Origin of the sequence: Kushneria halocnemicola (genome assembly GCF_965650455.1) — a bacterium.
Lineage (GTDB): Bacteria > Pseudomonadota > Gammaproteobacteria > Pseudomonadales > Halomonadaceae > Kushneria.
Genome location: NZ_OZ287968.1, coordinates 2,698,771 through 2,723,938, shown reverse-complemented (window position 1 = coordinate 2,723,938; position 25,168 = coordinate 2,698,771). Strand labels below are relative to the sequence as shown.

Genomic DNA, 25,168 nt, shown 5'->3' with positions numbered 1-25,168 from the left:
TGACTGATGCACGTAACGAGACTGTATTCCGGTGACGACGGCGAGTCCCATTTCGAGGATCTGGAGATCGAGGTCGGCGGGGATGCCGAGATCGGCAGGCTGTCAGCGCCGATCCCGGCCACCGGCCTCGTGTTTCGTGAAACCGCCCCGGACTATGACTACAGCTGGCACAACGCGCCGCAGCGCCAGTACATCCTGATGCTCGACGGCAGCGTGGACATTACGGTGGGCAGCGGCGAGACAAGACGTTTGAACACCGGTGATATCCTGCTGTGCGAGGACACCACCGGGCGCGGCCACGTGAGCCGGGCAGTTGACGGCCAGCCGCGCCGCTCGGTGTTTGTCACGCTCGAATAGTTCGCGCGGCGTTTTACGCCCCGACCTGAAGTGTCAGCACCAGCTGGGTCAGGGCGTGAATGACCAGCCCGATCAGACCGCCGACCAGCGTGCCGTTGATACGGATGAACTGCAGGTCGTTGCCGACGTTTTTCTCGATCTGGGCGACGATTTCATCGCTGTCGAGGCTGTCCAGATAGCGCTGGATGTAGGCATCGATGCGCGGCCCGTTGCGTTCGACCAGCGCCGGCAGCAGCGCGACGGCCTGCTCGTTGAGCCATTCGCGCGCCGGCGCATCCTGTTCAAGGGTGCGTGCGTAATACTCGATGAACTGCTCGATCCAGGCCCGTGACTGCGAATCAGCAGCGTCAAGATCACGGGCCAGCCAGTCCATCAGCTCCTCCCAGACGCCGGCGATATAGTCGCTGAGACGATCGTTATCGAGCAGGTCATCGCGCAGCCGGTCCAGCCGCCGGGCAAGGGCCGGGTCGTGGCGCATGCGCTCGATGAACTCGGCAAACTGATGATCCAGATGCTGACGCAGCGGGTGGTCCGGGTCGTCGCTGACCTCGCTGATCAACCGCGCGCTCTGCTCGACGATGCGCTCGTTGATCAGCCAGCCGGCCAGCCGGTGCATGCTGACTTCGCGTCCCATGACGCGTGGGTTGAAAAGCTTGAAGACGGTCCCGGTAATGAAGTGTTTGACCCGCTCCTGATTGTCCTCGACCTCGAGCCAGCGTGAGAGCCTGGCCAGCGAATCATCCAGCAGCGCCTGATGGCGCCCCTCGGCGGCCAGCACGTTCAGCGCGCTTCCCATCAGCCGGGCCGTATTGATGCGGCCCAGATGGTGGCGCAAAGTGCGGGTGAGAAAATCCCGCGCCGCACTCTGGCGCACCGCCGATAATGAGGTGCTCATCATTTGGGTCAAACGCTCGGCCACCATGACGCGCCGGTCGGGTCGTGACAGCCAGCCCACCAGCGCGCCGGCCACGTCAAAGCGGCGCACGCTGTCGCGCACGTAGGTCTCTGACAGAAAATTCTCGCGGATAAACCCGGAAAGACTCTTGCCCAGCCGCGCCCGGTTGCGCGGAATGATCGCCGTATGGGGGATTTTCAGCCCCAGCGGATGGCGAAAGAGCGCGGTGACGGCAAACCAGTCGGCGATGCCGCCGATCATGGCCGCCTCTGCAAAGGCCGAGACGTACTCAAGCGCCGGGAAGCGGGCCTGATACCAGGTGCTGACGACGTATAACATCAGCGCGCCGATCAGGCAGAGCGTGGCGATGCGGCGTCGGTTGTGGTGTGGCGGGGTCAATCGAAGGCGCTCCCTTGTGAAATGATCTGGCGAGAGCTTAGCGCAGCGCGCGCCTGTGCGTGCATCCCCCACCCATTGGTCCAGGGCGGTTGTTCCGCCTGTTTGATCCGGTCACACTTTCGGTCATTACAATTCAGCGTCGCCTTTTGAAGCCGGATGCTCCTCTCAATCTGTTGCCGGGCACCCGGCGTCTGGAGGCGATAAACACTCTGCGCCCCTGCGTTTTCAGACGACGATAGAGAGACGGCATGACCGACATACCGGATAACCACACAACGACCTCCTCTCTGGAAGAACCCGGCCTTGATTTTCGCCTTGGCGCGCTGGGTGCTGCCATACCGCTGATCTTTTTTGTCGGCTGGGCGATTATCACCAGTGTACTGGGGCTGTCCTCCGAAATCGGTCTGGTCATGGGCTGTCTGTTTGGTTTGACGCTGGGCCTTTTGTTTTGCAAAAGCCGCTGGGAGGCGTATGCCCAGGGGCTTTTCAGCGGCATGGCCCAGCCCATTGGCGTGGTCGCCGTGGTGGCCTGGTTCTATGCCGGCATGCTGGCGCAGGTGCTGCAGACCGGCGGGCTGGTGGAAGGCCTGGTCTGGCTGGGCGGCATTTCGGGGGCCAGCGGCGGCGCCTTTGTGGGCCTGACCTTTGTACTGGCAGCCGTTTTTTCTACTGCGGTCGGCACCGGCTACGGCACCACGGTGGCCTTTAGTACGCTGATGTACCCGGCTGGGGTGGCGCTGGGCTGTGACCCGGTGGTGCTGTTTGGCGCGATTCTGGCCGGCGCGATCTTTGGCGATAACCTGGCACCGGTGTCGGACACCACCATCGTTTCGGCCACCACCCAGGAGGCCGACGTGCCGGGCGTGGTGAAAAGCCGCTTCAAGTACTCGATCATGGCGGCCGTGCCGTCGCTGGTGCTGTTTGTGCTGCTGGGCAACGCCAGCAGCGACGCGGGCGGCAATCAGGAGGCCCTGAACGCGATGATGGCGCAGACCGACCCGATGGGGCTTTTGATGCTCATCCCCTTTGCGCTGGTGTTGCTGCTGGCCCTGCGCGGTCACCATCTGATCACATCGTTAACCTGGGGGATCGTTGCTGCCTCGGTCATGATCGTGGCGGCGGGGCTTGCCGCCCCGGGCGAGATCATGGCCTTTGATCCGGGCAGCGACACCGTGATGACCGGGGCGCTGGTGGATGGCGTCAGCGGCTACGTCAACATGGCGATTTTGATCCTGTTGATTGTCGCGACCGCGCATCTGCTCAAACTCGGCGGCACCATGAGCGCCGTCACAAAAGGATTGATGCGCTGGATCGGCGATTCCGTGCGCCGCGCGGAGCTTGCCATCTGGGGGATCGTGGCGCTTTTGAACTCGGCGATCACCATCAATACGGCCGCCGAAATTGCTGCCGCCCCCTTTGTGCGCGAGCTGGGCAAAAAGTACCGCATTCATCGCTATCGCCGCGCCAATATGCTCGACGCCGTGACCTCGGCGCTGGGCTATATCTTCCCCTGGGGGGCGCCGGTACTGCTGGGCTGGGCGACGATCACGGCCATGCAGGGCCAGTATGCGTGGCTGCCGGTCGTGGCGCCCACCGAGGTCTTCCCGTTTGTCTTCCACGGATGGTTTTTGCTTTTGATCATGCTGTTTGCCGCGGCCACCGGCTGGGGGCTGCATTTCGAGGAGGACGAGACGGTTGATGAGGCCACGCCCACACGCTGATGCGCAGGGCGACAACACGATAACGCTGGCAATCGGGGCGCAAATCCCCTATGTTGGCGCTCCTCTTCGCACGGGCAGGCCGTCGGTCTGCCTCCGTCATTGAAATTCCCCCTGCGCTGTCACGGCGCTGTCGCTCTCGCGAAGAAGACGCCAGTATCCGATAGCGCCATGAGACAACCTGTCGATGTCATTTTCCCAACTTGGGCTGTCGCCCGAGCTTTTGCGTGCTCTTGAAGATGCTGGCTACCAGACACCTTCCCCCATTCAGTCCAAGGCGATTCCGGCCTGTCTTGAAGGCCGCGACGTACTGGCAGCCGCCCAGACCGGTACCGGCAAGACCGCAGGCTTTACCCTGCCGATCCTGGAGCGACTGTCGCGCCAGCCGCAGGGCCACAAGCGTCCGGTACGTGCCCTGATCCTGACTCCGACCCGTGAACTGGCCGCTCAGATCGGCGAGTCGGTCGAAAAATACGGCGTTCACCTCAACCCGCGTCTGAAAAGCGATGTGGTCTATGGTGGCGTCAAGGTCAATCCGCAGATCGCGCGGCTGCGTGACGGCGTGGATATTCTCGTCGCCTGCCCGGGCCGACTGCTGGACCTGGTCGGTCAAAAGGCCGTACGTCTGGATCAGGTCGAGACCCTGGTGCTGGATGAAGCCGACCGCATGCTGGACATGGGCTTTATTCACGACATCAAGAAAATTCTGCGTCTGGTGCCCAAACAGCGTCAGAACCTGCTGTTCTCCGCGACCTTCTCGAAAGAGATCCGCGAGCTGGCCGGCACGCTGCTGGACAATCCGGTCAGCATTGACGTGGCACCGCGCAACACGGCGGCCGAAAGCGTTGATCAGTCGGTCTACATGGTCGACAAGCCCCAGCGCATGGCGCTTTTGACCCATCTGATTACCCATCATCAGTGGTCCCAGGCGCTGGTCTTTACGGCCACCAAACACATGGCCAACCGCGTCACCCAGCATCTGCAAAAGGCCGGCATCACGGCGGCGGCCATTCACGGCAACAAGAGCCAGAACGCCCGCACTGCGGCGCTGTCCGGTTTCAAAAGCGGTGAAGTACAGGTGATGGTGGCCACCGACGTGGCCGCGCGCGGCATCGATATCTCCGAGCTGCCCAACGTGGTCAACTTCGAGCTGCCCAAGACGCCGTCCGACTATGTCCACCGCATCGGTCGTACCGGCCGTGCCGGCGCCACCGGTCAGGCGGTGTCGCTGGTCATGCCCGACGAGCGCGGTCAGCTCAAGCAGATCGAGAAGCTGATTGGGCGCAACATTCCCGAGGCGCGCGCCGAGGGCTTTGACTTTACGCGGGCCGTGCCGGAAACGCCGGATGAGCGCGAACAGCGCCCGGGCGGCGGCCAGCGTCGTCAGGGCAGTGGCCAGGCGCGCAACAATGGCGGTGGCGCTCGCAACGGCGGCGGCAACGGCCGCAGTGGATCAAATAATCGCTCGCGCAGCGGTGGCGGTGGCAGTACCGGCAGCACTGGCAGCAACGAGCAGGCACGCCCGGCGCGTCGCCGTCGGCGCAGCAGCTCGGGCTCGGCGGACAACAGCGGCAACCGCTGATCGCATGCTGCATCCTGTGTGATGATCTCAAAACCGTCTGCTTCGGCAGGCGGTTTTTTTATGCCCGCTTTCCGGTAGACGCCTGCAGCGGGCAGTGGCATGGTCGCTGGCCTTCACTGAGCGATGAGCAAAAGAGGCGTGCGAGCATGCGTGCAGCAAGGCATTCAAAGGGACTGACCCATGAGCAGCAGGCGCGTCGCGCGGCGCTGGGCAGTTTTGTCGGGGCGGTGGTCGACTGGTATGACTTTCTGCTCTACGGGATCGTGGCGGCGCTGGTGTTCAATTCTCAGTTCTTCCCCAACGTGAGTCCGGCCGCCGGCACGCTGGCGGCGCTGGCGACCTTTGGCGTGGGCTTTCTGTTCCGCCCGCTCGGCGGCATCGTGTTTGGTCATTTCGGGGATCGGCTGGGGCGCAAGCGCATGCTGGTGCTGACCGTGATGCTGATGGGGGTGTCCACGGCACTGATCGGACTGCTGCCGACCTATGCCACCATCGGCGTCTGGGCTCCGGTCCTGCTGGTGACACTGCGCGCGCTGCAGGGTTTTGCCGTGGGCGGCGAGTGGGGCGGTGCGGCGCTGATGGCGGTCGAGAGTGCGCCGCGCCATCGACGGGCGTTTTACAGTAGCGGTGTGCAGGTGGGTTACGGGGTAGGGCTGATTCTGGCCACCGGCAGTATCTCGCTTTTAAGCCACTATCTTGATGATGCCGCCTTTCAGAGCTGGGGCTGGCGGTTGCCGTTTGTCTTTTCCGTTGTACTGGTGGCGATTGCCTTTTGGGTGCGCGCGGGGCTTGAGGAGTCGCCCGAATTCAAGGCAGCCGTCGAGGACAGGGCGCAGACACCCGCCCGGCCGCCGGTGCTCGAGGCATTGAGCCGGCATCCAAAAGCGTTTTTAAAAATCATTGCGCTGCGCCTGGCCGAGCTTTTCACGATGTATATCGTGACCACCTTTGCGCTGAGCTACTCCACCAGCCATCTGGGGCTGTCCCGGGAGCTTTTTCTCAATATCGGGTTACTGGTCGGTGCCATCAGCTGCGTGACCATTCCGCTGTTTGCGCTTCTGGCCGACCGCTTCGGCCGTCGTCGCGTGTACGTGGTGGGCGCGCTGGTCGGCGTACTGTGTGCCTTTCCCTTTTTCATGGCCCTGGAGGCGCGCTCGACTGTCTGGATCGTCTTTTTTGCCGTCATGCTGGCCAACATCGCCCATGACATGGTGGTCAGCGTTCAGCAGCCCATGTTTGCCGAGCTTTTCGGCACGGCCTACCGCTACAGCGGTGCCGGCGTGGGCTATCAGGTGGCAAGCGTTGTGGGCGGCGGGTTTACGCCGTTTATTGCCGCCGCCCTTGTGAGCATGGCCGGCGGTAGCTGGCTGCCGGTGGCGGTCTATCTGGCCTGTGGCTGTGGGCTGTCGGCGCTGGGCGTGATGAGCATTCAGCGCCACCGCGCTGACCGGGAAGGATGACAAACAGGGCCGGCGGCGGGTCGGTGGCTGTCACGTCACGGTCATGGCGCGGGCGACAGGGGCAGGCGGTGCGACTACTCTTAAGCATTACGCAACAAAACGGCTTTTTCATCTCGCCATTTGTGGGAAACGATGTCTTTTACCGGGTCAAGCTCAATGCCACGTCGCTCCATCGCTGCCCTGATCAAGGGACTCAAGAAGCTGCTTCACGTTGTGGCGCGTCCGGCCAAGTCGGAAAAGGTCCACGGCGGCAGGCTGATTCATACCTACCGCGGCTACGGCACCCATCGGGAAGTGTTTTTGATGGGTCGGGTCTTTCGCCAGCCCGGCTTCAATCTGGACCTGCCCGACGGGTCATGGCGGCGTGACCTGGCCGATATCGTGCGCCGTACCGTGCGCTGGGGCATCAAGCACATCGATGTCCAGATTCAGCTGAGCGATCAGACGGTCACGGTGACCACCGACCGGGATGGCTATTTCAACGCCCACATTCAGCTTGAAACGCCGCTGCCGGGGGATCGGATCTGGCACGAGGCACATCTGCGCATCATATCGCCGAGCAAGGATCACAAGAGCTCTCGAGCCAATAGCGGTGCCGGCGGCGATGCCGTAGCGGATATCTATATTCCGCCGGCCGATATCGACTTTGCCGTGATCAGCGATATCGACGATACGGTGATGTACACCGGCGTGGCCAACAAGCTGAAGATGATGTATCACCTCTTCATTGCCCGCGCCGAGCAGCGCATGGCTTTTCCCGGCGTGGCGGCGCTCTATCGCGGCTTTCATGTGGGCGATGGGGATCAGCACTGCCAGCGACCGCTTTTGTACGTCTCGCGGGCGCCGTGGAGCATCTATGAGATGCTGGAGGCGTTTTTTCGACTCAATCGCATTCCGGTCGGGCCGATTCTGTTTCTGCGCGAATGGGGGCTGACGCTGCAACACCCGCTGCCGCGCAAGGCCGAAGACCACAAGCGTGCACTGATCGAGACCATGCTTGAGCTGTATGATCCGCTGCCCTTTGTGTTGATCGGCGACAGCGGCCAGCACGACCCCGAGGTCTACACCGACATCGTGCGTGACTATCCCGGCCGCATCCGCACGGTCTATATCCGCGATGTCAGCAATGATGCCGACCGTCAGCAGGCCATCGAGACTTTGTCGGACCAGATCGACAAGGAGCAGAACAACGACTGCACGCTGGTACTGGCCTCGGACAGCCTGACCATGGCCGAGCATGCCCATGAACACGGCTATATCTCGAGCGACGCCCTGGAGCGCGTGCGTGAGTCCCAGTAGCGCCTTTGCTCAGCTCGCACGGACAAGCCGGACGCAGAGGTTGTTGGCCGGCATGTCGATGATGTCGGCCGCTACCAGCCCCGCTTCCCGGGCGGCCGGCAGCACTTCCTGTTCCAGATCCCGCACGCCCCAGCGACAATCGCGCGCCTGAAGGCTTTGATGAAAGGCAGCATTGCTTTCAGCTTTCAGCACGCCGTTGCGGCTGAACGGGCCGTATAGCAGCAGCCAGCCCTGCGGCGTCAGATGCCGCGCGGCGCCGTCGAACAGATCCAGCGTGGCCTGCCACGGTGCAATGTGGATCATGTTGAAACACAGCATGGCATCGACACTCGAGGCTGCCAGCGGCCACGGATGTTGCCCAACATCCAGCGCCAGCGGCGGCTGCAGCCGAGCGTCAGGGACCGCTTGATACAGTCTCTTTCGCCAGGCACTGATCGAGGCCAGCGCCGCAGGCTGGGCATCGCTGGGGGTGAACTCGTGTTCGGGCATGTTGTGAGCGAAGTACGTGATGTGCTCGCCGCTGCCGCTGGCAATTTCCAGTACACGCGAACCCGTCGCCAGATGCGCCTTCAGCACGTCCAGCAGCGGGCCGCGATTGCGCTGCGCCGCCGGGCTGTACTGACGGTCATCAAAGGCAGTGCTTGAATCATCCATGGTGGTCATGTGCTTTCCTGTTCACGTTTTTCGTGGTGTAAGGGGTGCGCCGGGCACAATATCCGATCACAAGAGACTGGGATGAATTTGAACCAGCGGCCATACTTGCCCTGTCACGTCGGTTTTCTGCTATGTTAGAACGCTTTTTTGAATGGACTCAGTGAGGCGACGCATCATGACAGTCAATATCCCTGCCAACGAACAAGAGCTTCTTGCCATGCCGGCTGAGGACTACATGAACGATGCGCAGCTGGAATATTTTCGCCAGCTGCTGCTCAAGGAGCGCAAGGAAGTCGAAACGACCCTTGAGGAGATGCGCGGCAGTATCGGCATGGCAGAAAGCAGCGGTGATGACAGCGACCGCGCAGCCAGTGAAGAAGAACTGCGCTATACCCTGCGTCAGGCCGATCGTGAGACGCGTCTGTGGCGCAAGATCAATGCCACGCTCGATCGCATCGAAGAGGGGGATTACGGTTTCTGTGAGGAGACCGGCGAACCCATCGGCCTCAAGCGCCTGCTGCTGCGCCCGACCGCGACGCTGACCATCGAGGCCAAGCAGCGACAGGAGCAACAGGAAAACCATTACGCCCGCCGCCGCTGAATGGTGCCACCGATGCCGGTTCACCGCGCCTGCCCTGTCTAAAAATCGCCCCATCCCGGGGCGATTTTTTTATTCCTGAACGTTATGCAATACGACGTTTTTCTTCGACCTGTGACTGACACTTTATTAATCGAATTAACCCATGTTAAAAGCTCAGCAGTGATTGGTGAAAATACCAGAAGGCTAATAATAATGAGGTTTTCGATAATTAGGTGAAAGGTGTGGCCCACATCATCCAATCTGCACATACATCTTTCTAATGTAAGCGTTATTATCCTGTAAAAGAATAATGAAAAGACATCGATACGGGTCGGTCATGACAGTCTCTGGTCTGCCTTTTGACACAGGCTGGTCTACAAAACGCCTGGTTGATGACGATATGCACGGATGAATCGCTGCTTCTTGGGCATTTGATGCTGCCAATGTGCAGGCATGATAGCCGCCTCCTGTCAGGCCACCGCTGACGGGGCGTGCCCATTCATGCTGCCGGAGGTAGCTGGAAGTGGCTTTTTTTCTGGCAGGGGCAGGGAGCCTGGAAAATGCCGAAAGGCATGATGGTACTTGTATCGATAGTCACGTTGCTGCTTTTTTGCGGCCCGACGGCGTACGCCCATGAGCCGATGGTACTGATCGCCAACCCGTCGGCAACGCCTGGCAACATGACCCGGGAAACCGTGCGCGCCATTTTTGCCATGCGACAGCGCACGCTGCCCGATGGCGAGGCGGCGCATGTTTTTGTGCTGCCGGACAAGCACCCGCTGCATGAACGTTTTACCAAGGAAATTCTTGGCGTTTACCCCCATCAGCTGCGCCTTTCCTGGGACCGGTTGGTATTTTCCGGTACGGGGCAGGCGCCCAATGAAGTCGGTTCGGTTGAAGAAATGCGACAACGTGTGGCCAGTACGCCAGGCGGGCTGGGCTATCTGGAAAAAGGAGCCGTGGATGATAGCGTCAGCGTTTTTACGGTGGAGTAACCCGTTTCGCCGTTCTCGACATGCCGCAGCGCTGGCGGTTATCGCAATGGCCGGCAGCGCTTCGCCCGCGCGTGCCGACATGTTCGACACCGTGCAGGCACACGGCTTTTTGAGTCAGGCGCTGATCATCAGTCGGCATAACGACTTCTTCGGCCCCAGCACGCGTGACGCAGGCAGCCTCGAGTACACGGAAGTCGGGGCCAATGTCTCCATGCGCCCAAGCAACAATCTGCTGGTGTCCGCTCAGGTGCTGAGCCGTCGTGCCGGTGACGACAACAGCAGCTACGAGCCCCGTCTTGATTACGGGCTGCTGGATTATCAGCTCAATACCAGCTTACGTAGAAGTACCGGTATACAGTTGGGCAGGATCAAGCACCCATATGGTTTATACAACCAAACCAGAGATGTCGCGTTTACTCGACCAGGCGTCTTGCTGCCTCAATCCATATATTTTGATCGGACCCGCTCTCCCGCCTTATCTTCAGACGGTATTATTTTATATGATGAGGAGTTACTGGCTTCGGGAACACTTTATTTTCATGCGGGCATTGGAAAGGTTCAGACAGACAGCAGCGTAAAGGAAACGGTAATACCACGGGGATTATCAGGCTCTGTTGAAGGAAGGGATTCATATATTGGTCAAGTCAGATATGAGCATGACGGCGGTCGGGTTGTATTGGCCTTTACGGCCGCTCAGGCAAATATAAAGGCAAAAACCGGTGGCGCAGGTAATAGCAATTTTGAGTTCCAACCTTATATATTTTCTTTCCAATACAATGCAGAAGATTGGAGTTTTACCTCTGAGTATGCGCTTCGCAAACAGTCGATGTCGGATTGGGAAACAACCCCCGGTTACAGTGTTATAGGCGAAAGCTGGTATTTACAATATACCCGACGGTTTGCGGAAAATTGGCAGTGGTTGCTGCGTTATGATACCCAAGTGAATGATCGTAGCGACAGAAACGGCAACCGCTACGAGAAAAAAACTCAGGAAAAAGATTACTCACAGTTCGCGCATGACTGGACAGCGGGTGTTCGCTGGAATGTTTCAAGCAAGTTTTTAATATCAGCTGAATACCATTATATCAATGGAACTGGTTGGTTGCCAAAAAGCTCAAACAGTGACAGTCGATACTGGGACATGTTGCTGTTTCAAACATCATGGCGGTTTTAGATGCCTCGGATTACTTGAATGTATCGATTCAGGGAGACGTTATTCAGGACAGTGCCAGTACTGTTTAAGACCACACTCAGCCTTAAATGGCGCGTTATATTGCTTACCAGTCTTCTTTTGGTTGGAATGGCAACTGTTTATACACTGGAAAACCGCAGCGCATTAACGCACCAGTTCCAAGACGTTCAGAAGGAAGGTTACTCAAGGCAGGCTCGAGAAATCGAGCTTTCTATCAAGCGTTCTTCCGACGGACTTCAACAACTGGCAACTATTGTTGCTTCTACCAATGAGCTAGGGCGGGCCGTACTCAACCACGATAAAAATGAAGTGTCCGACATTATAGGATCCCAGTGGCCAGCGTTACAGCTTAATGCTGGTGTAGATAATATTATCGTTTTTGATGACGATAATATTGCCTTATCTCAATGGGGAACCGCACAACAGAGTGTAGCAGACCCGCAGCATTCGATTTGGCTAAAAAATGTTACCTCAAACGATACCCCGCAGGATGGGCTTATATGTGCCATCGATTGCAGGCAATATTCGATTGTTCCAGTGCTTCAAGATGGTAAAAGCATTGGCTCCGTCTTGATATCTCGATCGCTTGCAGACGTAACTCTATATGCAAGACACAGTTTTGAAAGTAATGTGGCCCTTATTATAAGTAATCCGGTTAAGGTTGAAAAAGATAGCCATTATATAAAAAGATGGGGGTCGTCAGTCGTAGCGCTGACCAATGAAGATGTAGAACTTTCTGTGTTAAAAGCAATCGCAGAGAAGTTGCCGCTTGGGAAAATACAAAAAAGCGTAAACCGTATAAAGCTTGAGAATCATGACTACGAAGTGTCCATATTTCCCATAGAAAATGATCCTGCGTATTCAGGGAAAAGCTTTTTCATGATTTTTTCAGATATTACTTCTCAGGTTAACAGTATTGATAAAAGTACACGCAATACCTTTTTGATAGCATTGCTGGGTTGGTTGGCTGCAGAGGTTCTTCTTTTCGCTATACTATGGCGGCCCATGGCTCGTTTGCGTGAACTCGCTGAGGTACTTCCTGCACTTGCCAGTGGAGGTTTTGCACAGGTCAGGGAAAAATTAAATCAGCACAAACATCTTTGGAAAGATGAAATATTTATACTTGATAAAACAGCTTTGAATGTGGCAGGACAACTTGAAAAGCTTGAGGAAGAAGTGGAATCAAAAAGAGTTCAATTGTCCTCACGTTTGAAAGAGCTTGCAAAAGATAGGGATTTTATAAGTGGTCTTTTGAATACGGCTAATGTGCTAATACTAACTCAGGATAGCAATGGTGTCGTTACGCTTGTCAATCAATACGCTCGGGGTATAACGGGGCTTGAAGATGGCGAGCTTTTAGGTAAAAGATTTTGCGATATCTTCGGGGATTCTACTGTCAGAAGCCTGGAAGGAGGTTCGTCCGAGTCAACTCTTTTAACTTCAGATGGGCAAGAAATTATTATAACCTGGGTGCATGCCGCTTCAAGCGACGATGTCAGTTCTTATATATCGGTAGGCCTGGATATTACTGCAAGGAAACACGCAGAACGTCGACTGGAATGGTTGGCCCATAGGGATCCTCTCACGGAGCTCTACAATCGAAGATATTTTAGAGAGAGGCTTGAAAAGGAAATAGAGAACAATAATCGTTGCGCCATTCTTTATCTGGATCTTGATCAATTCAAGGAGGTTAATGAATTAAGCGGCCATCATAGTGGAGACAGGCTGCTTTGCCTGGTTGCTAATACACTATCTTCCCTATTCAGTATGGATGCTACGATAGCGCGCCAGGGAGGAGATGAATTTTCAGTTTTGCTTGCTAATACCGATGGTGAAAAAGCAGGCAAGGAAGCACAAAAAATAACAGAAGCTTTTGATAAAATAGAGTTTTTTGAAAATGGCCGTCGGCATAGAGCTTCAGCCAGTATAGGTATTGCCTTGTATCCAGAGCATGGACTCAACGAAACTGATTTGATGGCTAATGCTGACCTTGCGATGTATAAAGCGAAAGAAAGCGGTATAACTCGCTGGCATCTATTGTCATCCAAAAATCGTAGCAAAGAAGAACTCAAAAAAAGAGTGTATTGGAGCGAGAAAGTACGCTTTGCCCTTGAAAATAATGAGTTTGAAATGTTATTGCAACCGATAGCGTCTATAAATGGTTTGGATGTCAAACATTATGAGATGCTTGTTCGAATGTATGACAAAAATAAAAAATATATTATGCCTTCTGTTTTTATACCCATTATTGAAAGAAGTGGTCAAATTATGGAGCTTGATCGCTGGGTGCTCAGGAAAGGGTTAAAATTAATAAAGACGGCTCCTGATTCAAATGTCAGTTTTGCAGTCAATGTTTCCGGTTATACCCTTCATGATAAAAATTTGTCGTCTTGGCTTGAACAAGAAATTAAAGAATCTGGGGCCGATCCTAGAAAGTTGATTATTGAGGTTACTGAAACCGTCGCAGTCACAGACTTTGCAGCCGCAGGTGGCGTACTTGAGCGCCTCCGTGCGTTGGGATGCAGAATTGCACTTGATGATTTTGGTGTCGGGTTCAGTAGCTTTCATTATCTAGGCAAGCTGCCCTCGGATTTTGTCAAGATTGACGGCTCTTTCATCAGAAATATAAAAGAAGATGAGGAGAGCAGACTCATTGTAAAAGCCATAGCAGGTGTGGCTAAAGGGTTCGGCAAAAAAGTGGTTGCTGAATTTGTAGAAGATCCAGAAACAATAGAGATTCTCAAGGAATACGATGTGGATTACGTACAGGGATACTATATAGGCAGGCCTGAAAAAACCTCCTTTTATCTGGGTGGGGGAGAGTGGTAATGACACCCACGGAAGAATTTTTACAAGAGTTTTCTTTTTCACTGGCCCTTGACCAGATGTCGAAAGAGCGCGTCTACCGGTTGAGACACAAGGTTTATTGTGAAGAGCTGGAATACGAGCCCAGCAACAAGGTTGATAAAACGGAAAGCGATCATTTCGATGCTTTCTCTCTGCACTGTTTGGTCGAGCATCGAAAAAGCGGGCTCGAGGCGGGTTGTATCAGAATCATTGCACCTACAAATGAAGCTCGCTCCATCACGCTTCCTTTCGAAACAAGGTTTAAAAACCTTTTTTTGGAAGACAAGGCCGCCTTATACGGGTTAGAGCGTCAAAATATCTGTGAGATTTCTCGAACGGCAATCCCCAGTATGTTCAGAATCCCAAAATATACGGCAACTCGTGAAGGACGGCTGTTTACAATGGAGCAGATGAAGCATTTTCCTCTTATCAGGCTGGGGCTTTTTGTATCTGTCGTTGCCATGGCTGAAGTCAAGAATAGGATGCATGGATATGCAGTAATGGAGCATGCCATGCCCAGAATGCTAAAAAGTGCAGGGTTCAGCTTTTATAGGATAAGTAGAGATATAGAATTTAACGGCAGGCGGGCGGTTTACTACAATAATCGCGATGAGACCATAGCTTCCCTGCCACAATCGATTCTGCCGATCTATTACCATCTGCGTAATGCTTTTGGCCTTGAATATAAATAGATATGTGCCAGCAATTTCGACTGGTCGCTGGCACATCGTCGCAAATCTTATTTGAACAGATCCCTGTACTGATGCGGCTGCGACCGCAGGTACTGATTCGGCGCCGTTACCTGCGCGCCCAGGGCGGCAGCGGCATGCCAGGGCCAACGCGGGTTGTAGAGCATGGTTCTGGCCAGGGCGATCGCATCGGCGTCACCGGTCGCCACAATGGCCTCGGCCTGTTCCGGCTCGGTAATCATGCCCACGGCAATGGTCGGCATATCAACAACCTTACCAATGGCGCGCGCCAGCGGTACCTGATAGCTCGGGCCGACCGGAATCTGCTGGGCCGGCGTCAGCCCGCCGCTGGAAACGTGGATGAAGCTGCAGCCGCGGGCGTCGAGCTCGCGAGCCAGTGTCTGACTCTCCTCGACGTGCCAGCCGCCGTCCGCCCAGTCCGTGGCGGAGATGCGCACGCCGACCGGTCGTTCCTGCGGAAAGACTTCCCTGACGGCATCAAAGACTTCAAGCGTCAGACGCATGCGATTTTCTAGGCTGCCGCCGTACTGATCGCTGCGCTGGTTGGACAGCGGCGACAGAAACTGGTGCAGCAGATAGCCGTGGGCGGCGTGAATCTCGATCGCCTCGATGCCCAGGCGCGCCGAGCGCTCGGCGGCCGCCCTGAACTGCTCGCGGATTTTTTGAATCTCGTCGATGGACAGCGCCTGCGGGGCGTTTTCCTCATCGCCGTGGGCAAGGCTCGAGGGGGCGACGGTCTGCCAGCCGCGCGGTGCGTCGGGCGCGATCTGCGCGCCGCCTTCCCAGGGCACATGGGTCGAGGCCTTGCGCCCGGCATGGCCGAGCTGAATGCCCAGCGCCATGTCCGAGTTCCGGCGTACGGCGTCCAGAGTCTGCTTCAGGGCCTGTTCGTTGTCGTCGTTCCAGAGCCCCAGGTCGTCAGGGCTGATACGGCCTTCCGGCGACACCGCCGTGGCCTCCAGAATCAGCAGGCCGGCACCCGAAAGCGCCAGATGGCCGAGGTGGATGGTATGCCAGTCGGTGGCATTGCCATCGCGGGCCGAGTACTGACACATCGGTGCGATCACGATGCGGTTGGGCAGCGCAAGGCTGCCCAGCGTCAGGGGTTCGAAAAGGCGAGGGGCGGGCATGGCAGTACTCCTTGAACGATGGGGTCGAGCTGATGGGCAAAAGTCTGGCACAGACGGTTTTTGTTAGCACGCTATTAAAATGGATGGCGCTCATCGAAAATTTTTTACTCGGTTTCGGAACTCTTCCTCGCAGGGCGACTCAAAGTCAGTGTTCCCTTGAATGATCCCTTGCAAGAAATATTCTTGTCGCCTGCCATCCCCTGGCAGGCTTTTTTTTGCCCATCGTATCCGATGGCGCCAGAGCAGATTATCTGAAAGCTACAATAGAGCCTTCGTCTCACTGGAGCGTCACGCATGCTTTCGTCCCCTTTACTGTCCGGTGTGCCCTCGATTGCGCACGGCTTCGGTCATCGCCATATGCCTTACCCCCGAGGTGCTGGCCGATTTCGAATCAGCACGTCCGCGAAAGCAGCAGGTGCACGGCACGCGCATTGGGACAGTCAGGATGCCAGGGCAGGCCTGCGGGGAGGCCGACGGATTTGTGACCGACCGGCCGGGGGTTCCCGTCTCGATCGTTACAGCCGACTGTCTGCCGATTCTGCTGGCCCATCGAAGCGGGCGATATATCGGCGCGCTGCATGCCGGCTGGCGTGGCTTGCTGGATGGCATCGTCGAGGCCATGCTCGGGCGGATTGCGGCACTTGCGTGGGGTGATCTGTCCGAATGGGTCGCGGTCGTCGGCCCGGCCGCCGGCGGCAGGGCATATGAGGTCAGCGAGGCGCTGGTCGAGCGGTTCAGGAAAGCACTCGATCTGCCGGAGGCACTCATATCGCCCCGGCCGCGCCATCTGGCGCTGGGGGCCATTGCCTGTCACAAGCTTGAGGCCGCCGGCGTGGGCGAGATCGCGCATCTTGATCAGTGCACCATCACCACGCTGGTCGATGGTTCAACGGGGCCGGTCGACGGCCCGGACCCGGACGCCTACCGATTCCAGAGCCATCGCCGTCATACGCTGACACACCCCCAGGGCGATCAACGTCCGAAGCTGCCCAATCAGCATTCGGGGCTGGTGATCCTGCCCTGAGCGGGAGTGTTTCACGTGAAACGCGCAGGACTTGTCACAACACACTAGAACGACGAGCCGGGCGTGGTCAGAAAGGCCAGCTCCTCGGGAGTGCTGTGACGGCCCAGGGCGTCATTGCGATGCGGGTAGCGGCCAAAGCGCTCGAGAATGGCCAGGTGGCGATGCTCGACGTCAAGATGGCGCTCGAGTCCGGGCTGGCCGAAAAGGCGTACGGCGTCCCGGTGAACGATGAGGGATTCGCTGTGCATCCAGGGCATGTAGAGAAAGGGGCGCTCTTTGAGTGACAGCCGCTCATCACAGCCCAGGCGCACGGCTTCCTGCGCCAGTACCAGCGCCTGTGGGTCATGGGAGAAGGCGCGCGCCTCATTGCGGTAGACGTTGCGCGAAAACTGATCGATGACGATGATTTCGGCCAGACGGCCACGGTCACTCTGATGGTGGTTGCCGTCGTCGTTGCCGCTTCCACTGCTGCTGTCGCGCCAGTGGGCCAGCTCGCCCTGACGCGCCGCCTCCAGCAGCGCGCCAAAGCGTGTGGCGATGGTGGCATCCAGCGCGTCATCGCGGCGAAACCACTGTCCGGGCGAGAGCGTCTCGAACCAGAACGTCAGGACGTCATCGACGTCACTTTCGCGTGTCACGCTGGTCCTTGCCGGTCGTCAGCGGCTGGCCGGTGGCCAGCGACATCATGAATCGCTTGACCGGCGCCATGCGATCGGCGCTTTTCAGGCCCCTTTCTGCCAGCGAGCGCAGCGGTGCGAAGGGCAGGGTAAAGAGATGGTGAAGCTGTTCGACGCCGGTCAGCATGGCAGCGTTGCGTGGCCACTGGCGGCGCTGATAGCAGCTCAGCGCACTGCTGGCCCCCGGATCACTTTCCTGCTCAAGCGCCTGCGCCAGTGCGACCACATCGGCCAGCCCCAGGTTGATGCCCTGACCGGCCATGGGATGAATGACATGGGCGGCATCGCCGATCAGCGCCACGCGCTTGCCCGCATAGCGCTGGGCGTGGAGGCGACGGATCGGGAAGCGCCCACGTTCGATGATGGTTTCAATCCCGCCAAGACGCGCCGGGAAGGCCTCGACAATGGCACGGCGTAGAGCGTCATCGTCCATGCCCATGCGTTTCTGGATCTGCCCCGGCGTGTCGTACCAGATCAGCGAGGCCTGTCGATCATGCAGCGGCAGCAGCGCCACCGGCCCGCTCGGGGTAAAGATCTGCCAGGTGGTATGACCCGGCGACTCGGTCAGGCGCACGTTGATGATCATGGCCTCCTGAGCGTAGTCGCGCTGTTGGCTGCTGATGCCGGCCAGGTGCCGCACCTGGGAGCGGGCGCCGTCGGCGCCGATGACAAGACGAGCGTCCAGCGCACGGCCGTCGTCGAGCAGGCCGTCAACGTGGTCGTCATGGCGCTGAAGCGACGACAGGCGCGATTCGCTGATCAGCGTGACCTGCGGCTTCGCCTCGAGCGTCTGCCAGAGCGCATGGCGCAGGCGCTCGTTTTCAACGAAAACGCCAAAGCGCGTCAGATCGATGTCCTCGGCGCTGAAGCTCAGCGCGTCCGGGGCGTCGCGGCTGCCGGCTTCAAGCCGGTCGAAATCGGTCAGAAAGCGTGCCGGCAGATGCGCCATGACGCCGGCCTCTTCCAGAAGCGCCAGCGCGGCACTGTTGAGCGAGGTGGTACGAAGCTGCAGCGCCTCATCGGGCGCTTCGGGCGCGCGGTCGCTGTCGAGCACCGTGATGGTAAAAGCAGTGCGGCCTGCCAGTCGGGCGGCCATGGCCAGTCCCGCAATGCCGCCGCCGACAATGACGATGTCGGATTTGATCGTGCTGGTGTCTGTCATGGTTGCGCCACCCGTGTGAACAATACCGTGTGAGGGGAATTTTCCAGTATAAACGACGCCTGTCCTGCCGGCGTGGCCGACATGATGTCGCGCTTGCCGGTGTCGCGGCCCTGGAAGCTCTCAGGCCGTCATGGTCGGGTCGTCGGAGAGCAGTCGATTGGCAAAATCAAGCAGGGAGTCGGTAATGACGACCTCATCGGGGCGCTCGAGCTGGTCCAGATCGCCCCGGGTAATCTCGCCCTTGCCGGTCAGCACCAGCGCTGTTTTACAGCCCGCGCTCTGACCGGCCTGCAGATCGCGCAGGCTGTCGCCCACCATCCAGGCCTCATCGAGATGCTCGAGCTGGCACAGATCACGAATCTGGTACAAAAGCCCCGGTTTGGGCTTGCGGGTCTCGCTCTCATCTTCCGGGCCGTGGGGTGAATACACCACATGGTCGATCCGCCCGCCGGCCGCCTCGACTTCGCGACGCATTCGATCGTGCATGGCCTCAAGCGTTGCCTCATCGAAGTAGCCGCGGGCGATGCCGGACTGATTGGTCGCCACGGCAATGAGCCAGCCGGCCTGATGCAGGCGGGCGATGGCTTCCAGCGCCTGGGGAAAGGCCAGCCACTGCTCCGGGCTTTTGATGAATTCGATGGAATCCTCGTTGATCACGCCATCCCGGTCGAGGATGATCAGTCCTGCATTCATGTGAACACTCTCTTCGGTGGTTCCCGAAATCGGGTCGCGTTTCAGGGTGTCGCCGGTATTGCGGATGCCGGCCGGCCCCTGGTTTCTGGACGCCATGCGTTGACTACATTACATTGAATCAAATTCTTTTTTCGGAGTTCACCATGAAAAAGCCCGTTTCGATGCTCGGCGCGGCCCTGATCACGGCCGGTATGCTGGCCGCCCCCATGGCCATGGCCGGCAGCCAGGGCGCCCCGCAGGGCCAGCAGCAGGCCCCTGCACAGATGCAGCAGCCTCAGCCCGTTGAGTCTGGCACATTGTCCCAGCAGTACAACGATGACGAGCTGCGCTCGTTTCTGGACGTCAATCGCGACATGATTCCGGTCATCCAGAATCTGTCCAGCCAGAACGTGGAAGACCAGCAGCAGGCCCAGTCGCTGATGCAGGACTTCCAGAGCAAGACAGAAGAGTCCCTGCAGGAGCACGACCTGTCTGTTCAGCAGTATCAGCAGATCGGTACCGACGCCTCGCGCGACAAGGCACTGGAACAGCGTCTGATCGACATGGACCCGGAGCTCTACCAGCAGCTTCAGTCCATGCAGTCTCAGGCGCAGCAGCAGCCGTCGCAGTAATGTCGGCGCCCGTGCGGCACAGGCCGCAGGGGTGAAGACGATCAAAAGCCGGCCCGCCATTTGGCGGGCCGGCTTTTTTCATGGCGTTTTCATGCGGTGGCGTATCGAGGGCCTGTGTCGAGCGTCGGTCTCAAAGGCAGGTTCTGAAGGTCTGCCTTGAAGGAGGCTGCAATCACGCCGACAGGGCGGACTCGTGATGACGACCGCGCCACCACAGCGCCAGCCCCACAAGGCTGGTGGCAATGCCAAACGCCGTCACGCCCGTCCAGCCCAGATGGCCATACAGCCACGCCGAGGCCAGCGAGCCGGCCGCGCCGCCCAGAAAGTAGCTCACCATGTAGGCGGCATTGAGCCGATTTCGAGCGTCGGGGTCGATGCGATAAACCATGTTGAGGTTGGTGATGTGCACCAGCTGCACGGCAATATCGAGCACCAGCACGCCAATCAGAATCGCTGCCAGCGAGTGCTCGGCGCCCAGAAGCGGCAGCCAGCCCAGCAGCAGCAGGACAAGCCCGGCCGTGGTGGTCACTCGCGCCCGGCCGCGATCCACCTGGCGCCCGGTCCAGGGCGCGACCAGGGCCCCCGCCGCGCCCAGAAGCCCCAAAAGGCCGATGGTGGCATCGCTGAACTGCCAGGGCGGGTTGGATAACAAAAAGGCCACCGGGGTCCAGAAGGCCGCAAACAGCGCAAAGGTCAGTGCGCCCAGCGCCGCGCGCAGGCGCAGCGCCGGATGGGTTGCCAGAAGGGTGCCCACCGAGCGAATCAGCGCCGCATAGCCAAGCCCGGCGTGGGTGGTGAGCCGGGGCAGGGCGCGCCACAGCAGCGCCGTGGTGATCAGCATCAACACCGCGGCCACCATGTAGACCAGCCGCCAGTTGCCCAGCGTGGACAGGGTGCCGGCAAAGGTGCGCGCCAGCAGGATGCCGATCAAAAGCCCGCTCATGACGGTGCCCACGGCGCGACCGCGCTGCTCGGGCGCGGCAAGCGTGGCCGCAAACGGCACCAGCACCTGGGCGACCACCGAGAACACGCCGGTAATGGCGGTGCCCAGCAGCAAAACGGCCAGATTGGTGGACAGCGCACTGACCACCAGCCCAAGTGTTGCCAGCAGCATCATGATGACCACCAGCCGCCGACGCTCGATCATGTCGCCCAGCGGGACCAGCATCAGCAATCCGGCGGCGTAGCCGAGCTGCGCGGTGGTGACGATAATGCCCGCGCCCGAGGTGGTCAGCGCCAGCTGGTCGGCGATGGTATGTAAAAGCGGCTGGGCGTAGTAGTTGCTCGCCACCGAAATGCCGGTGGCGAGGGCCATCAAAAGCAGCAGGGGCGTCGGCAGGGCCTTTGTTGTCGTATCCCGGGATGTCACGGTGAGCGCCTCTCTGGCTTGAAGCTTAACAGGAGAGGCGCAGTGTGAGCCGCTTTACGGCCGGGCGCAAAGCCATCAGGACGGTTGCAGGTGCTCGGGCAGCGGATAGCGGCGGCTCGAGCGCCCGGCCTTGACCACCTGCCCCGGCACGTCATGGCCGACCAGCGCCGGCAGGGTGGCAGACACGGCCAGCAGCGCGTCGAGATCCACGCCGGTATCAACGCCCATCTCCTCAAACATGTGGACCATGTCCTCGGTGCAGACATTGCCACTGGCACCGGGCGCGAACGGACAGCCGCCCAGCCCGCCGAGTGCGGCATCAAAGCGCGTTACCCCGGCCTGCCAGGCCGCGAGCACGTTGGCAAGGCCCATACCGCGGGTGTTGTGCACGTGTAGCGTGAGGACAAGCTCGGGCCAGCGGGTGCGTACCTGCTCACAAAGCGTTTTGACCTGCGCGGGATTGGCCATGCCGGTGGTGTCGCAAAGCGAGACGCCACGAAGGCCCAGCGCCGTCAGCCGTTCGATGATGTCGATGACGCGCTCGGCGGGCACCTCGCCGTCAAACGGGCAGCCAAAGGCGGTCGAGATCGAGGCGTTGATGAACACGTCCCGCCCGCGGGCCTGCTCGATCATCGCGGGAAAGCGCGCCAGCGACTGCCAGGGCGTCATGCGCAGATTGGCCAGGCCGTGGCTGTCGCTTGCCGACATCACCAGATTGAGCTCATCGGCACCGGCCGCCAGCGCCCGCTCGACGCCGCGTTCGTTGGGCACCAGCGCCACGTAGTCCACGTTGTCATGGCGGGCAATGCCGGCCATCACCTCCCCGGCATCCGCCAGATTGGGAATCGCTTTGGGGGAGGTAAACGAGGTGGCCTCGATTTTCGTCACGCCGGTACCCGAGAGGGCATCGATCAGGGCGATCTTGTCGGCCGTGGGCACGAAGCGCTCTTCGATCTGCAGGCCGTCGCGCGGCGCGACCTCCTGAATGTAAACGCGCTGGCTCATGTTACTCGCCTCCTTCCCGGTGCGGCGGGGCCGGTCGGTCGATGTCATAGAGCACGCCACGCTCGAAAAGCGAGCGCTGGGTCTCGGCATCGATGCCCAGTTCGTCGAGCACGCCTTGCGTATGCTGGCCCAGTCGCGGGCCGCCGCCGTCGATGCGCCCTGGTGTGCGGCTGAGCTTGGGCATCACGCCCGGTACCTTCAGCTGACGCCCTTCGGCAGTAATGATGGTCTGAATCATCTCGCGGGCCTGATAGTGCGGGTCGCTGACGATATCGCGCGCGGTGTAGGGATAGCCCGAGGGCACGTGGGCGGTCTCCAGCACGTCGAGCACGTGCTCACGGGTGTGCTTGGCGGTCCAGGCGCCGATCACCTCATCGATGCGCTCGGCCTGACGGGCGCGGCCGTCGTTGTGGGCCAGCGCCGGGTCCTCGGCCAGATCGGGCCGCTCGATGGCCTGCATCAGACGCTGATAGATGCTGTCGCCGTTGCCGGCAATCAGGACATGCTCACCATCGCGGCACGGGTAGGCATTGGACGGCGTGATGCCGGTCAGGGCGCTGCCGCTGGGCTCGCGGATCACATCCGCCCCGTCGTATTCGGGGATCAGGCTCTCCATCATGGCAAACACCGATTCATAAAGCGCCACATCGATGTACTGACCCTGACCGCTTCGGTGGCGCTCCTGCAGCGCCAGCAGCGCGCCGATCACCCCGTAAAGCGCCGAGAGCGAATCGCCCAGGCTCACGCCAACGCGCACCGAACGCTCGCCGGGATGGCCGGTCAGGTAGCGCAGCCCGCCCATCGCCTCGCCGATGACGCCAAAGCCCGGGCGGTCGCGATAGGGGCCGGTCTGGCCGTAGCCGGAGATACGCACCATGATCAGGCCCGGGTTGGCCGCACTCAGTGCCTCCCAGCCCAGCCCCCACTTCTCCAGCGTGCCGGGGCGAAAGTTTTCCACCACGATGTCGGCTTCCTCGGCCAGCCGACGCACGATGGCCTGACCCTCCTCGCTTCGCAGATCCAGCGACAGCGAGCGCTTGTTGCGGGTCTGCACGTGCCACCACAGCGAGGTGCCGTCCTCGACGATGCGCCAGCGGCGCAGTGGGTCGCCGGTATGGGGCGGCTCGATCTTGATGACATCGGCACCGAACTCGCCGAGCAGCTTGGTGGCAAAGGGGCCGGCGATCAGCTGGCCCAGCTCCAGTACCTTTAGACCGGCCAGCGCCGGTGTCGGTGTATCCGCGGCGGACGTATCGTTGTGAGCAGAAGCATCGTCGTGGGCTGTCATGAGGGAGGCTCCCGGACGTAAGGATGATCGTGAGCATGGGCGAGTCGCGGCCGGCGTCACAATTGGGGTTTGACCAAGGCAGCGTTCGCAACCGGCGAAGACGGTGTCAGACTGACGGCCTGTCTGATCGGAGAGCCCATGAAGCGTCTTGATTTTGTCACCCTGCGTCTTTTTGCAGCGATTGCCGACGAGCGCAGCCTGACGCGTGCCGCCGCGCGCGAGCATCTGGCGCTGGCCGCGGTCAGCAAGCGCATCAGCGACCTGGAAGATCAGATCGGCATTTCGCTGCTCTATCGGCGCCCGCGCGGCATCGAGCTGACCCCGGCAGGACACGCCTTTTTGCACCATGCCCGGCTGATGCTCGAGAGCCTGTCGCGCCTTGATGCCGACATGAGCGAATACAGCGTCGGCATCAAGGGTCATGTCCGATTGCATGCCAACACATCATCGGTCATCGAATTTCTGCCGGACGATCTGGGCGATTTCATGGACCGTTTCCCGCAGATCCGCATCGACATGAAGGAGCGGCTGAGCCATGAAATCGTCACCGCCGTGCGCGACGGGCTGGCCGATATCGGCCTGTATGCCGGGCACGTGCCGGCCGACGGGCTGGATGCAAGACTGTGGCGATATGATCGGCTGGTACTGGTCGTGCCGCAGAACCATGCGCTGGCCGGCGAGGGTGCGGTGGCGCTTGAGCAGGCGCTCGACAACGACTTTATCGGACTCGAGCAGGACGCCTCGCTGCAGGCGCTGCTGCAGGACGGTGCGCGCCGCTTTGACCGGCCCCTGCGCATGCGCATTCAGGTGCGAAGCTTTGAAGGCATCTGTCGCATGATCGATCGCGGCATGGGCATCGGTGTGTTGCCGTGTCGTGCCGTGGACGCCGAGCGTCTCGGCCTGCGTCTGGCCACGGTGGCGCTGACCGACATCTGGGCACGGCGCGAGCTGCATCTGGTGATGCGCGACTACCACGCCCTGGCCGTGCCCGCCCGACAGCTGGTGGACCACCTGCTGCGCTGCGGCGCGCGCGATGGCCCTGCTGACGAGGCGGGCGCGCGATAGGCAGGGTCTGCGACCAAGGTCGTGGCGCTTCGCCCCTGACGAAGTCGCGCTTGTTGAATGACCAATATCCACTGGCCGTGAGGGCTCGCTAGAGTCCGACATGGTCTTTTGTCCGCCGCGCCCGCGGCGGTATTTCTGTCCGGGAGAGCGTCTCATGAAACCCGCAATGTCCGAGCCCGTTCGCAAGCGTCGCGTCTGGATAGGCTTTATCGTGCTCTTTGTGCTCATCAACCCCTGGTATTTCGCCAGTGATGCCGGCTCGACGCTGGTGATGGGTATCCCGCTGTGGGCGCTGACCATTCTCGGGGCATCGCTGCTTTTGTCGATTTTCATTACCTGGACGATCAACACCCAGTGGCAGACCGACAGCGATGAGCGCTATGGCTGTGGAAAAGAGAGCGGCGATGGCGGAGATGACCACCGCGGCGCCACCCGCCGTGACGAGGAGGGCTGATC

The 25,168-nt window shown here is 59.6% G+C and carries 23 protein-coding genes; 14 read left to right on the top strand and 9 right to left on the bottom strand.

All coding sequences use genetic code 11. The annotated features are described in order from the left end of the window. Nucleotides 1–6: 6 nt before the first annotated feature. A complete protein-coding gene (locus ACS92L_RS12380; RefSeq protein WP_438765236.1) occupies nucleotides 7–357 on the top strand; it encodes a hypothetical protein in 351 nt (116 codons plus the stop codon). Nucleotides 358–370: 13 nt separating this feature from the next. On the opposite strand, the gene ACS92L_RS12375 is transcribed toward ACS92L_RS12380, so the two are convergent. After that, nucleotides 371–1,651, bottom strand: coding sequence for a DUF445 domain-containing protein (locus ACS92L_RS12375; protein ID WP_438765235.1), 1,281 nt, complete (start codon nucleotides 1,649–1,651; stop codon nucleotides 371–373). A 248-nt stretch (nucleotides 1,652–1,899) separates the two neighbouring features. Here ACS92L_RS12375 and ACS92L_RS12370 point away from each other — a divergent pair, with 248 nt between their 5' ends. The 4 genes from ACS92L_RS12370 to ACS92L_RS12355 all read left to right on the top strand — a co-directional run bounded on the left by ACS92L_RS12370 (nucleotide 1,900) and on the right by ACS92L_RS12355 (nucleotide 7,710). Then, nucleotides 1,900–3,372: a Na+/H+ antiporter NhaC family protein gene (locus tag ACS92L_RS12370; RefSeq protein ID WP_438765234.1), complete on the top strand. Its 1,473-nt coding sequence runs from the start codon at nucleotides 1,900–1,902 to the stop codon at nucleotides 3,370–3,372. A gap of 184 nt (nucleotides 3,373–3,556) precedes the next feature. Beyond that, a complete protein-coding gene (locus tag ACS92L_RS12365) occupies nucleotides 3,557–4,951 on the top strand; it encodes a DEAD/DEAH box helicase (RefSeq protein WP_438765233.1) in 1,395 nt (464 codons plus the stop codon). Nucleotides 4,952–5,097: 146 nt separating this feature from the next. Then, nucleotides 5,098–6,411, top strand: a complete 1,314-nt coding sequence (shiA, locus tag ACS92L_RS12360; RefSeq protein ID WP_438765232.1) for a shikimate transporter — start codon at nucleotides 5,098–5,100, stop codon at nucleotides 6,409–6,411. Nucleotides 6,412–6,567: 156 nt separating this feature from the next. Then, nucleotides 6,568–7,710 carry an App1 family protein gene (locus ACS92L_RS12355; protein ID WP_438765231.1) on the top strand — a complete coding sequence of 381 codons (1,143 nt, stop codon included), beginning with the start codon at nucleotides 6,568–6,570 and terminating at the stop codon, nucleotides 7,708–7,710. A 9-nt stretch (nucleotides 7,711–7,719) separates the two neighbouring features. On the opposite strand, the gene ACS92L_RS12350 is transcribed toward ACS92L_RS12355, so the two are convergent. Continuing rightward, complete coding sequence (locus ACS92L_RS12350) at nucleotides 7,720–8,373, bottom strand: DUF938 domain-containing protein (RefSeq protein WP_438765230.1); 654 nt, start codon at nucleotides 8,371–8,373, stop codon at nucleotides 7,720–7,722. A gap of 166 nt (nucleotides 8,374–8,539) precedes the next feature. On the opposite strand from ACS92L_RS12350, the gene dksA reads away from it, so the two are divergent. The 5 genes from dksA (at nucleotide 8,540) to ACS92L_RS12325 (ending at nucleotide 14,670) form a co-directional block, all read left to right on the top strand. Continuing rightward, nucleotides 8,540–8,965, top strand: a complete 426-nt coding sequence (gene dksA / locus ACS92L_RS12345; protein ID WP_438765229.1) for an RNA polymerase-binding protein DksA — start codon at nucleotides 8,540–8,542, stop codon at nucleotides 8,963–8,965. Nucleotides 8,966–9,516: 551 nt separating this feature from the next. Further along, on the top strand, nucleotides 9,517–9,939 hold the full coding sequence (locus ACS92L_RS12340) for a hypothetical protein (RefSeq protein WP_438765228.1): 423 nt from the start codon (nucleotides 9,517–9,519) through the stop codon (nucleotides 9,937–9,939). Then, entirely contained in the window at nucleotides 9,908–11,113 is a 1,206-nt protein-coding gene (locus ACS92L_RS12335; protein WP_438765226.1) for a hypothetical protein, read from the top strand. The genes ACS92L_RS12340 and ACS92L_RS12335 overlap by 32 nt, the downstream gene beginning before the upstream one ends. A gap of 99 nt (nucleotides 11,114–11,212) precedes the next feature. Continuing rightward, a complete protein-coding gene (locus tag ACS92L_RS12330; RefSeq protein ID WP_438765225.1) occupies nucleotides 11,213–13,960 on the top strand; it encodes an EAL domain-containing protein in 2,748 nt (915 codons plus the stop codon). Next, nucleotides 13,960–14,670, top strand: coding sequence for a PEP-CTERM/exosortase system-associated acyltransferase (locus ACS92L_RS12325; protein WP_438765224.1), 711 nt, complete (start codon nucleotides 13,960–13,962; stop codon nucleotides 14,668–14,670). Before ACS92L_RS12330 ends, ACS92L_RS12325 begins: the two co-directional genes overlap by 1 nt. Before the next feature lie 47 nt (nucleotides 14,671–14,717). Here the strand turns inward: ACS92L_RS12325 and ACS92L_RS12320 are convergent, their stop codons facing one another. Beyond that, complete coding sequence (locus tag ACS92L_RS12320) at nucleotides 14,718–15,818, bottom strand: NADH:flavin oxidoreductase/NADH oxidase (RefSeq protein ID WP_438765223.1); 1,101 nt, start codon at nucleotides 15,816–15,818, stop codon at nucleotides 14,718–14,720. A gap of 445 nt (nucleotides 15,819–16,263) precedes the next feature. Between ACS92L_RS12320 and ACS92L_RS12315 the strand changes: the two genes are divergently transcribed. Next, nucleotides 16,264–16,842: a polyphenol oxidase family protein gene (locus ACS92L_RS12315; RefSeq protein ID WP_438765222.1), complete on the top strand. Its 579-nt coding sequence runs from the start codon at nucleotides 16,264–16,266 to the stop codon at nucleotides 16,840–16,842. Nucleotides 16,843–16,886: 44 nt separating this feature from the next. Here the strand turns inward: ACS92L_RS12315 and ACS92L_RS12310 are convergent, their stop codons facing one another. The 3 genes from ACS92L_RS12310 to gmhB form a co-directional block, all read right to left on the bottom strand. Beyond that, a complete protein-coding gene (locus ACS92L_RS12310; protein WP_438765221.1) occupies nucleotides 16,887–17,480 on the bottom strand; it encodes a DUF924 family protein in 594 nt (197 codons plus the stop codon). Continuing rightward, the gene (locus tag ACS92L_RS12305; protein ID WP_438765220.1) at nucleotides 17,464–18,681 is read right to left on the bottom strand and encodes an FAD-dependent monooxygenase; all 1,218 of its coding nucleotides are present in this window, start codon (nucleotides 18,679–18,681) and stop codon (nucleotides 17,464–17,466) included. Before ACS92L_RS12305 ends, ACS92L_RS12310 begins: the two co-directional genes overlap by 17 nt. A gap of 120 nt (nucleotides 18,682–18,801) precedes the next feature. Then, on the bottom strand, nucleotides 18,802–19,374 hold the full coding sequence (gene gmhB / locus ACS92L_RS12300; protein ID WP_438768475.1) for a D-glycero-beta-D-manno-heptose 1,7-bisphosphate 7-phosphatase: 573 nt from the start codon (nucleotides 19,372–19,374) through the stop codon (nucleotides 18,802–18,804). A 143-nt stretch (nucleotides 19,375–19,517) separates the two neighbouring features. Here gmhB and ACS92L_RS12295 point away from each other — a divergent pair, with 143 nt between their 5' ends. Next, complete coding sequence (locus ACS92L_RS12295; RefSeq protein ID WP_438765219.1) at nucleotides 19,518–19,985, top strand: DUF4168 domain-containing protein; 468 nt, start codon at nucleotides 19,518–19,520, stop codon at nucleotides 19,983–19,985. Nucleotides 19,986–20,157: 172 nt separating this feature from the next. Here the strand turns inward: ACS92L_RS12295 and ACS92L_RS12290 are convergent, their stop codons facing one another. The 3 genes from ACS92L_RS12290 to ACS92L_RS12280 all read right to left on the bottom strand — a co-directional run bounded on the left by ACS92L_RS12290 (nucleotide 20,158) and on the right by ACS92L_RS12280 (nucleotide 23,647). Further along, nucleotides 20,158–21,354, bottom strand: a complete 1,197-nt coding sequence (locus ACS92L_RS12290; RefSeq protein ID WP_438765218.1) for an MFS transporter — start codon at nucleotides 21,352–21,354, stop codon at nucleotides 20,158–20,160. A gap of 75 nt (nucleotides 21,355–21,429) precedes the next feature. Beyond that, complete coding sequence (locus ACS92L_RS12285) at nucleotides 21,430–22,359, bottom strand: hydroxymethylglutaryl-CoA lyase (protein ID WP_438765217.1); 930 nt, start codon at nucleotides 22,357–22,359, stop codon at nucleotides 21,430–21,432. A gap of 1 nt (nucleotide 22,360) precedes the next feature. Beyond that, nucleotides 22,361–23,647 (bottom strand): CaiB/BaiF CoA transferase family protein, encoded by a 1,287-nt coding sequence (locus ACS92L_RS12280; protein WP_438765216.1) that lies wholly within the window; start codon nucleotides 23,645–23,647, stop codon nucleotides 22,361–22,363. A 138-nt stretch (nucleotides 23,648–23,785) separates the two neighbouring features. On the opposite strand from ACS92L_RS12280, the gene ACS92L_RS12275 reads away from it, so the two are divergent. Together ACS92L_RS12275 and ACS92L_RS12270 are read left to right on the top strand one after the other, a co-directional pair. Beyond that, nucleotides 23,786–24,712 (top strand): LysR family transcriptional regulator, encoded by a 927-nt coding sequence (locus ACS92L_RS12275; RefSeq protein ID WP_438765215.1) that lies wholly within the window; start codon nucleotides 23,786–23,788, stop codon nucleotides 24,710–24,712. A 154-nt stretch (nucleotides 24,713–24,866) separates the two neighbouring features. Next, nucleotides 24,867–25,166: a hypothetical protein gene (locus ACS92L_RS12270; protein WP_438765214.1), complete on the top strand. Its 300-nt coding sequence runs from the start codon at nucleotides 24,867–24,869 to the stop codon at nucleotides 25,164–25,166. Nucleotides 25,167–25,168: the final 2 nt, after the last annotated feature.

Bases quoted from the DNA above. Each gene is read 5' to 3' on its own strand.
- ACS92L_RS12280 (WP_438765216.1), bottom strand. From the start codon at position 23,647: ATGACAGCCCACGACGATGCTTCTGCTCACAACGATACGTCCGCCGCG.
- ACS92L_RS12320 (WP_438765223.1), bottom strand. From the start codon at position 15,818: ATGCCCGCCCCTCGCCTTTTCGAACCCCTGACGCTGGGCAGCCTTGCG.
- ACS92L_RS12380 (WP_438765236.1), top strand. From the start codon at position 7: ATGCACGTAACGAGACTGTATTCCGGTGACGACGGCGAGTCCCATTTC.
- ACS92L_RS12305 (WP_438765220.1), bottom strand. From the start codon at position 18,681: ATGACAGACACCAGCACGATCAAATCCGACATCGTCATTGTCGGCGGC.
- gmhB (WP_438768475.1), bottom strand. From the start codon at position 19,374: ATGAATGCAGGACTGATCATCCTCGACCGGGATGGCGTGATCAACGAG.
- ACS92L_RS12325 (WP_438765224.1), top strand. From the start codon at position 13,960: ATGACACCCACGGAAGAATTTTTACAAGAGTTTTCTTTTTCACTGGCC.
- ACS92L_RS12270 (WP_438765214.1), top strand. From the start codon at position 24,867: ATGAAACCCGCAATGTCCGAGCCCGTTCGCAAGCGTCGCGTCTGGATA.
- ACS92L_RS12350 (WP_438765230.1), bottom strand. From the start codon at position 8,373: ATGACCACCATGGATGATTCAAGCACTGCCTTTGATGACCGTCAGTAC.
- ACS92L_RS12355 (WP_438765231.1), top strand. From the start codon at position 6,568: ATGCCACGTCGCTCCATCGCTGCCCTGATCAAGGGACTCAAGAAGCTG.
- ACS92L_RS12275 (WP_438765215.1), top strand. From the start codon at position 23,786: ATGAAGCGTCTTGATTTTGTCACCCTGCGTCTTTTTGCAGCGATTGCC.
- ACS92L_RS12365 (WP_438765233.1), top strand. From the start codon at position 3,557: ATGTCATTTTCCCAACTTGGGCTGTCGCCCGAGCTTTTGCGTGCTCTT.
- ACS92L_RS12340 (WP_438765228.1), top strand. From the start codon at position 9,517: ATGATGGTACTTGTATCGATAGTCACGTTGCTGCTTTTTTGCGGCCCG.
- shiA (WP_438765232.1), top strand. From the start codon at position 5,098: ATGCGTGCAGCAAGGCATTCAAAGGGACTGACCCATGAGCAGCAGGCG.
- ACS92L_RS12295 (WP_438765219.1), top strand. From the start codon at position 19,518: ATGAAAAAGCCCGTTTCGATGCTCGGCGCGGCCCTGATCACGGCCGGT.
- ACS92L_RS12315 (WP_438765222.1), top strand. From the start codon at position 16,264: ATGCCAGGGCAGGCCTGCGGGGAGGCCGACGGATTTGTGACCGACCGG.
- ACS92L_RS12285 (WP_438765217.1), bottom strand. From the start codon at position 22,359: ATGAGCCAGCGCGTTTACATTCAGGAGGTCGCGCCGCGCGACGGCCTG.
- ACS92L_RS12370 (WP_438765234.1), top strand. From the start codon at position 1,900: ATGACCGACATACCGGATAACCACACAACGACCTCCTCTCTGGAAGAA.
- dksA (WP_438765229.1), top strand. From the start codon at position 8,540: ATGACAGTCAATATCCCTGCCAACGAACAAGAGCTTCTTGCCATGCCG.
- ACS92L_RS12335 (WP_438765226.1), top strand. From the start codon at position 9,908: ATGATAGCGTCAGCGTTTTTACGGTGGAGTAACCCGTTTCGCCGTTCT.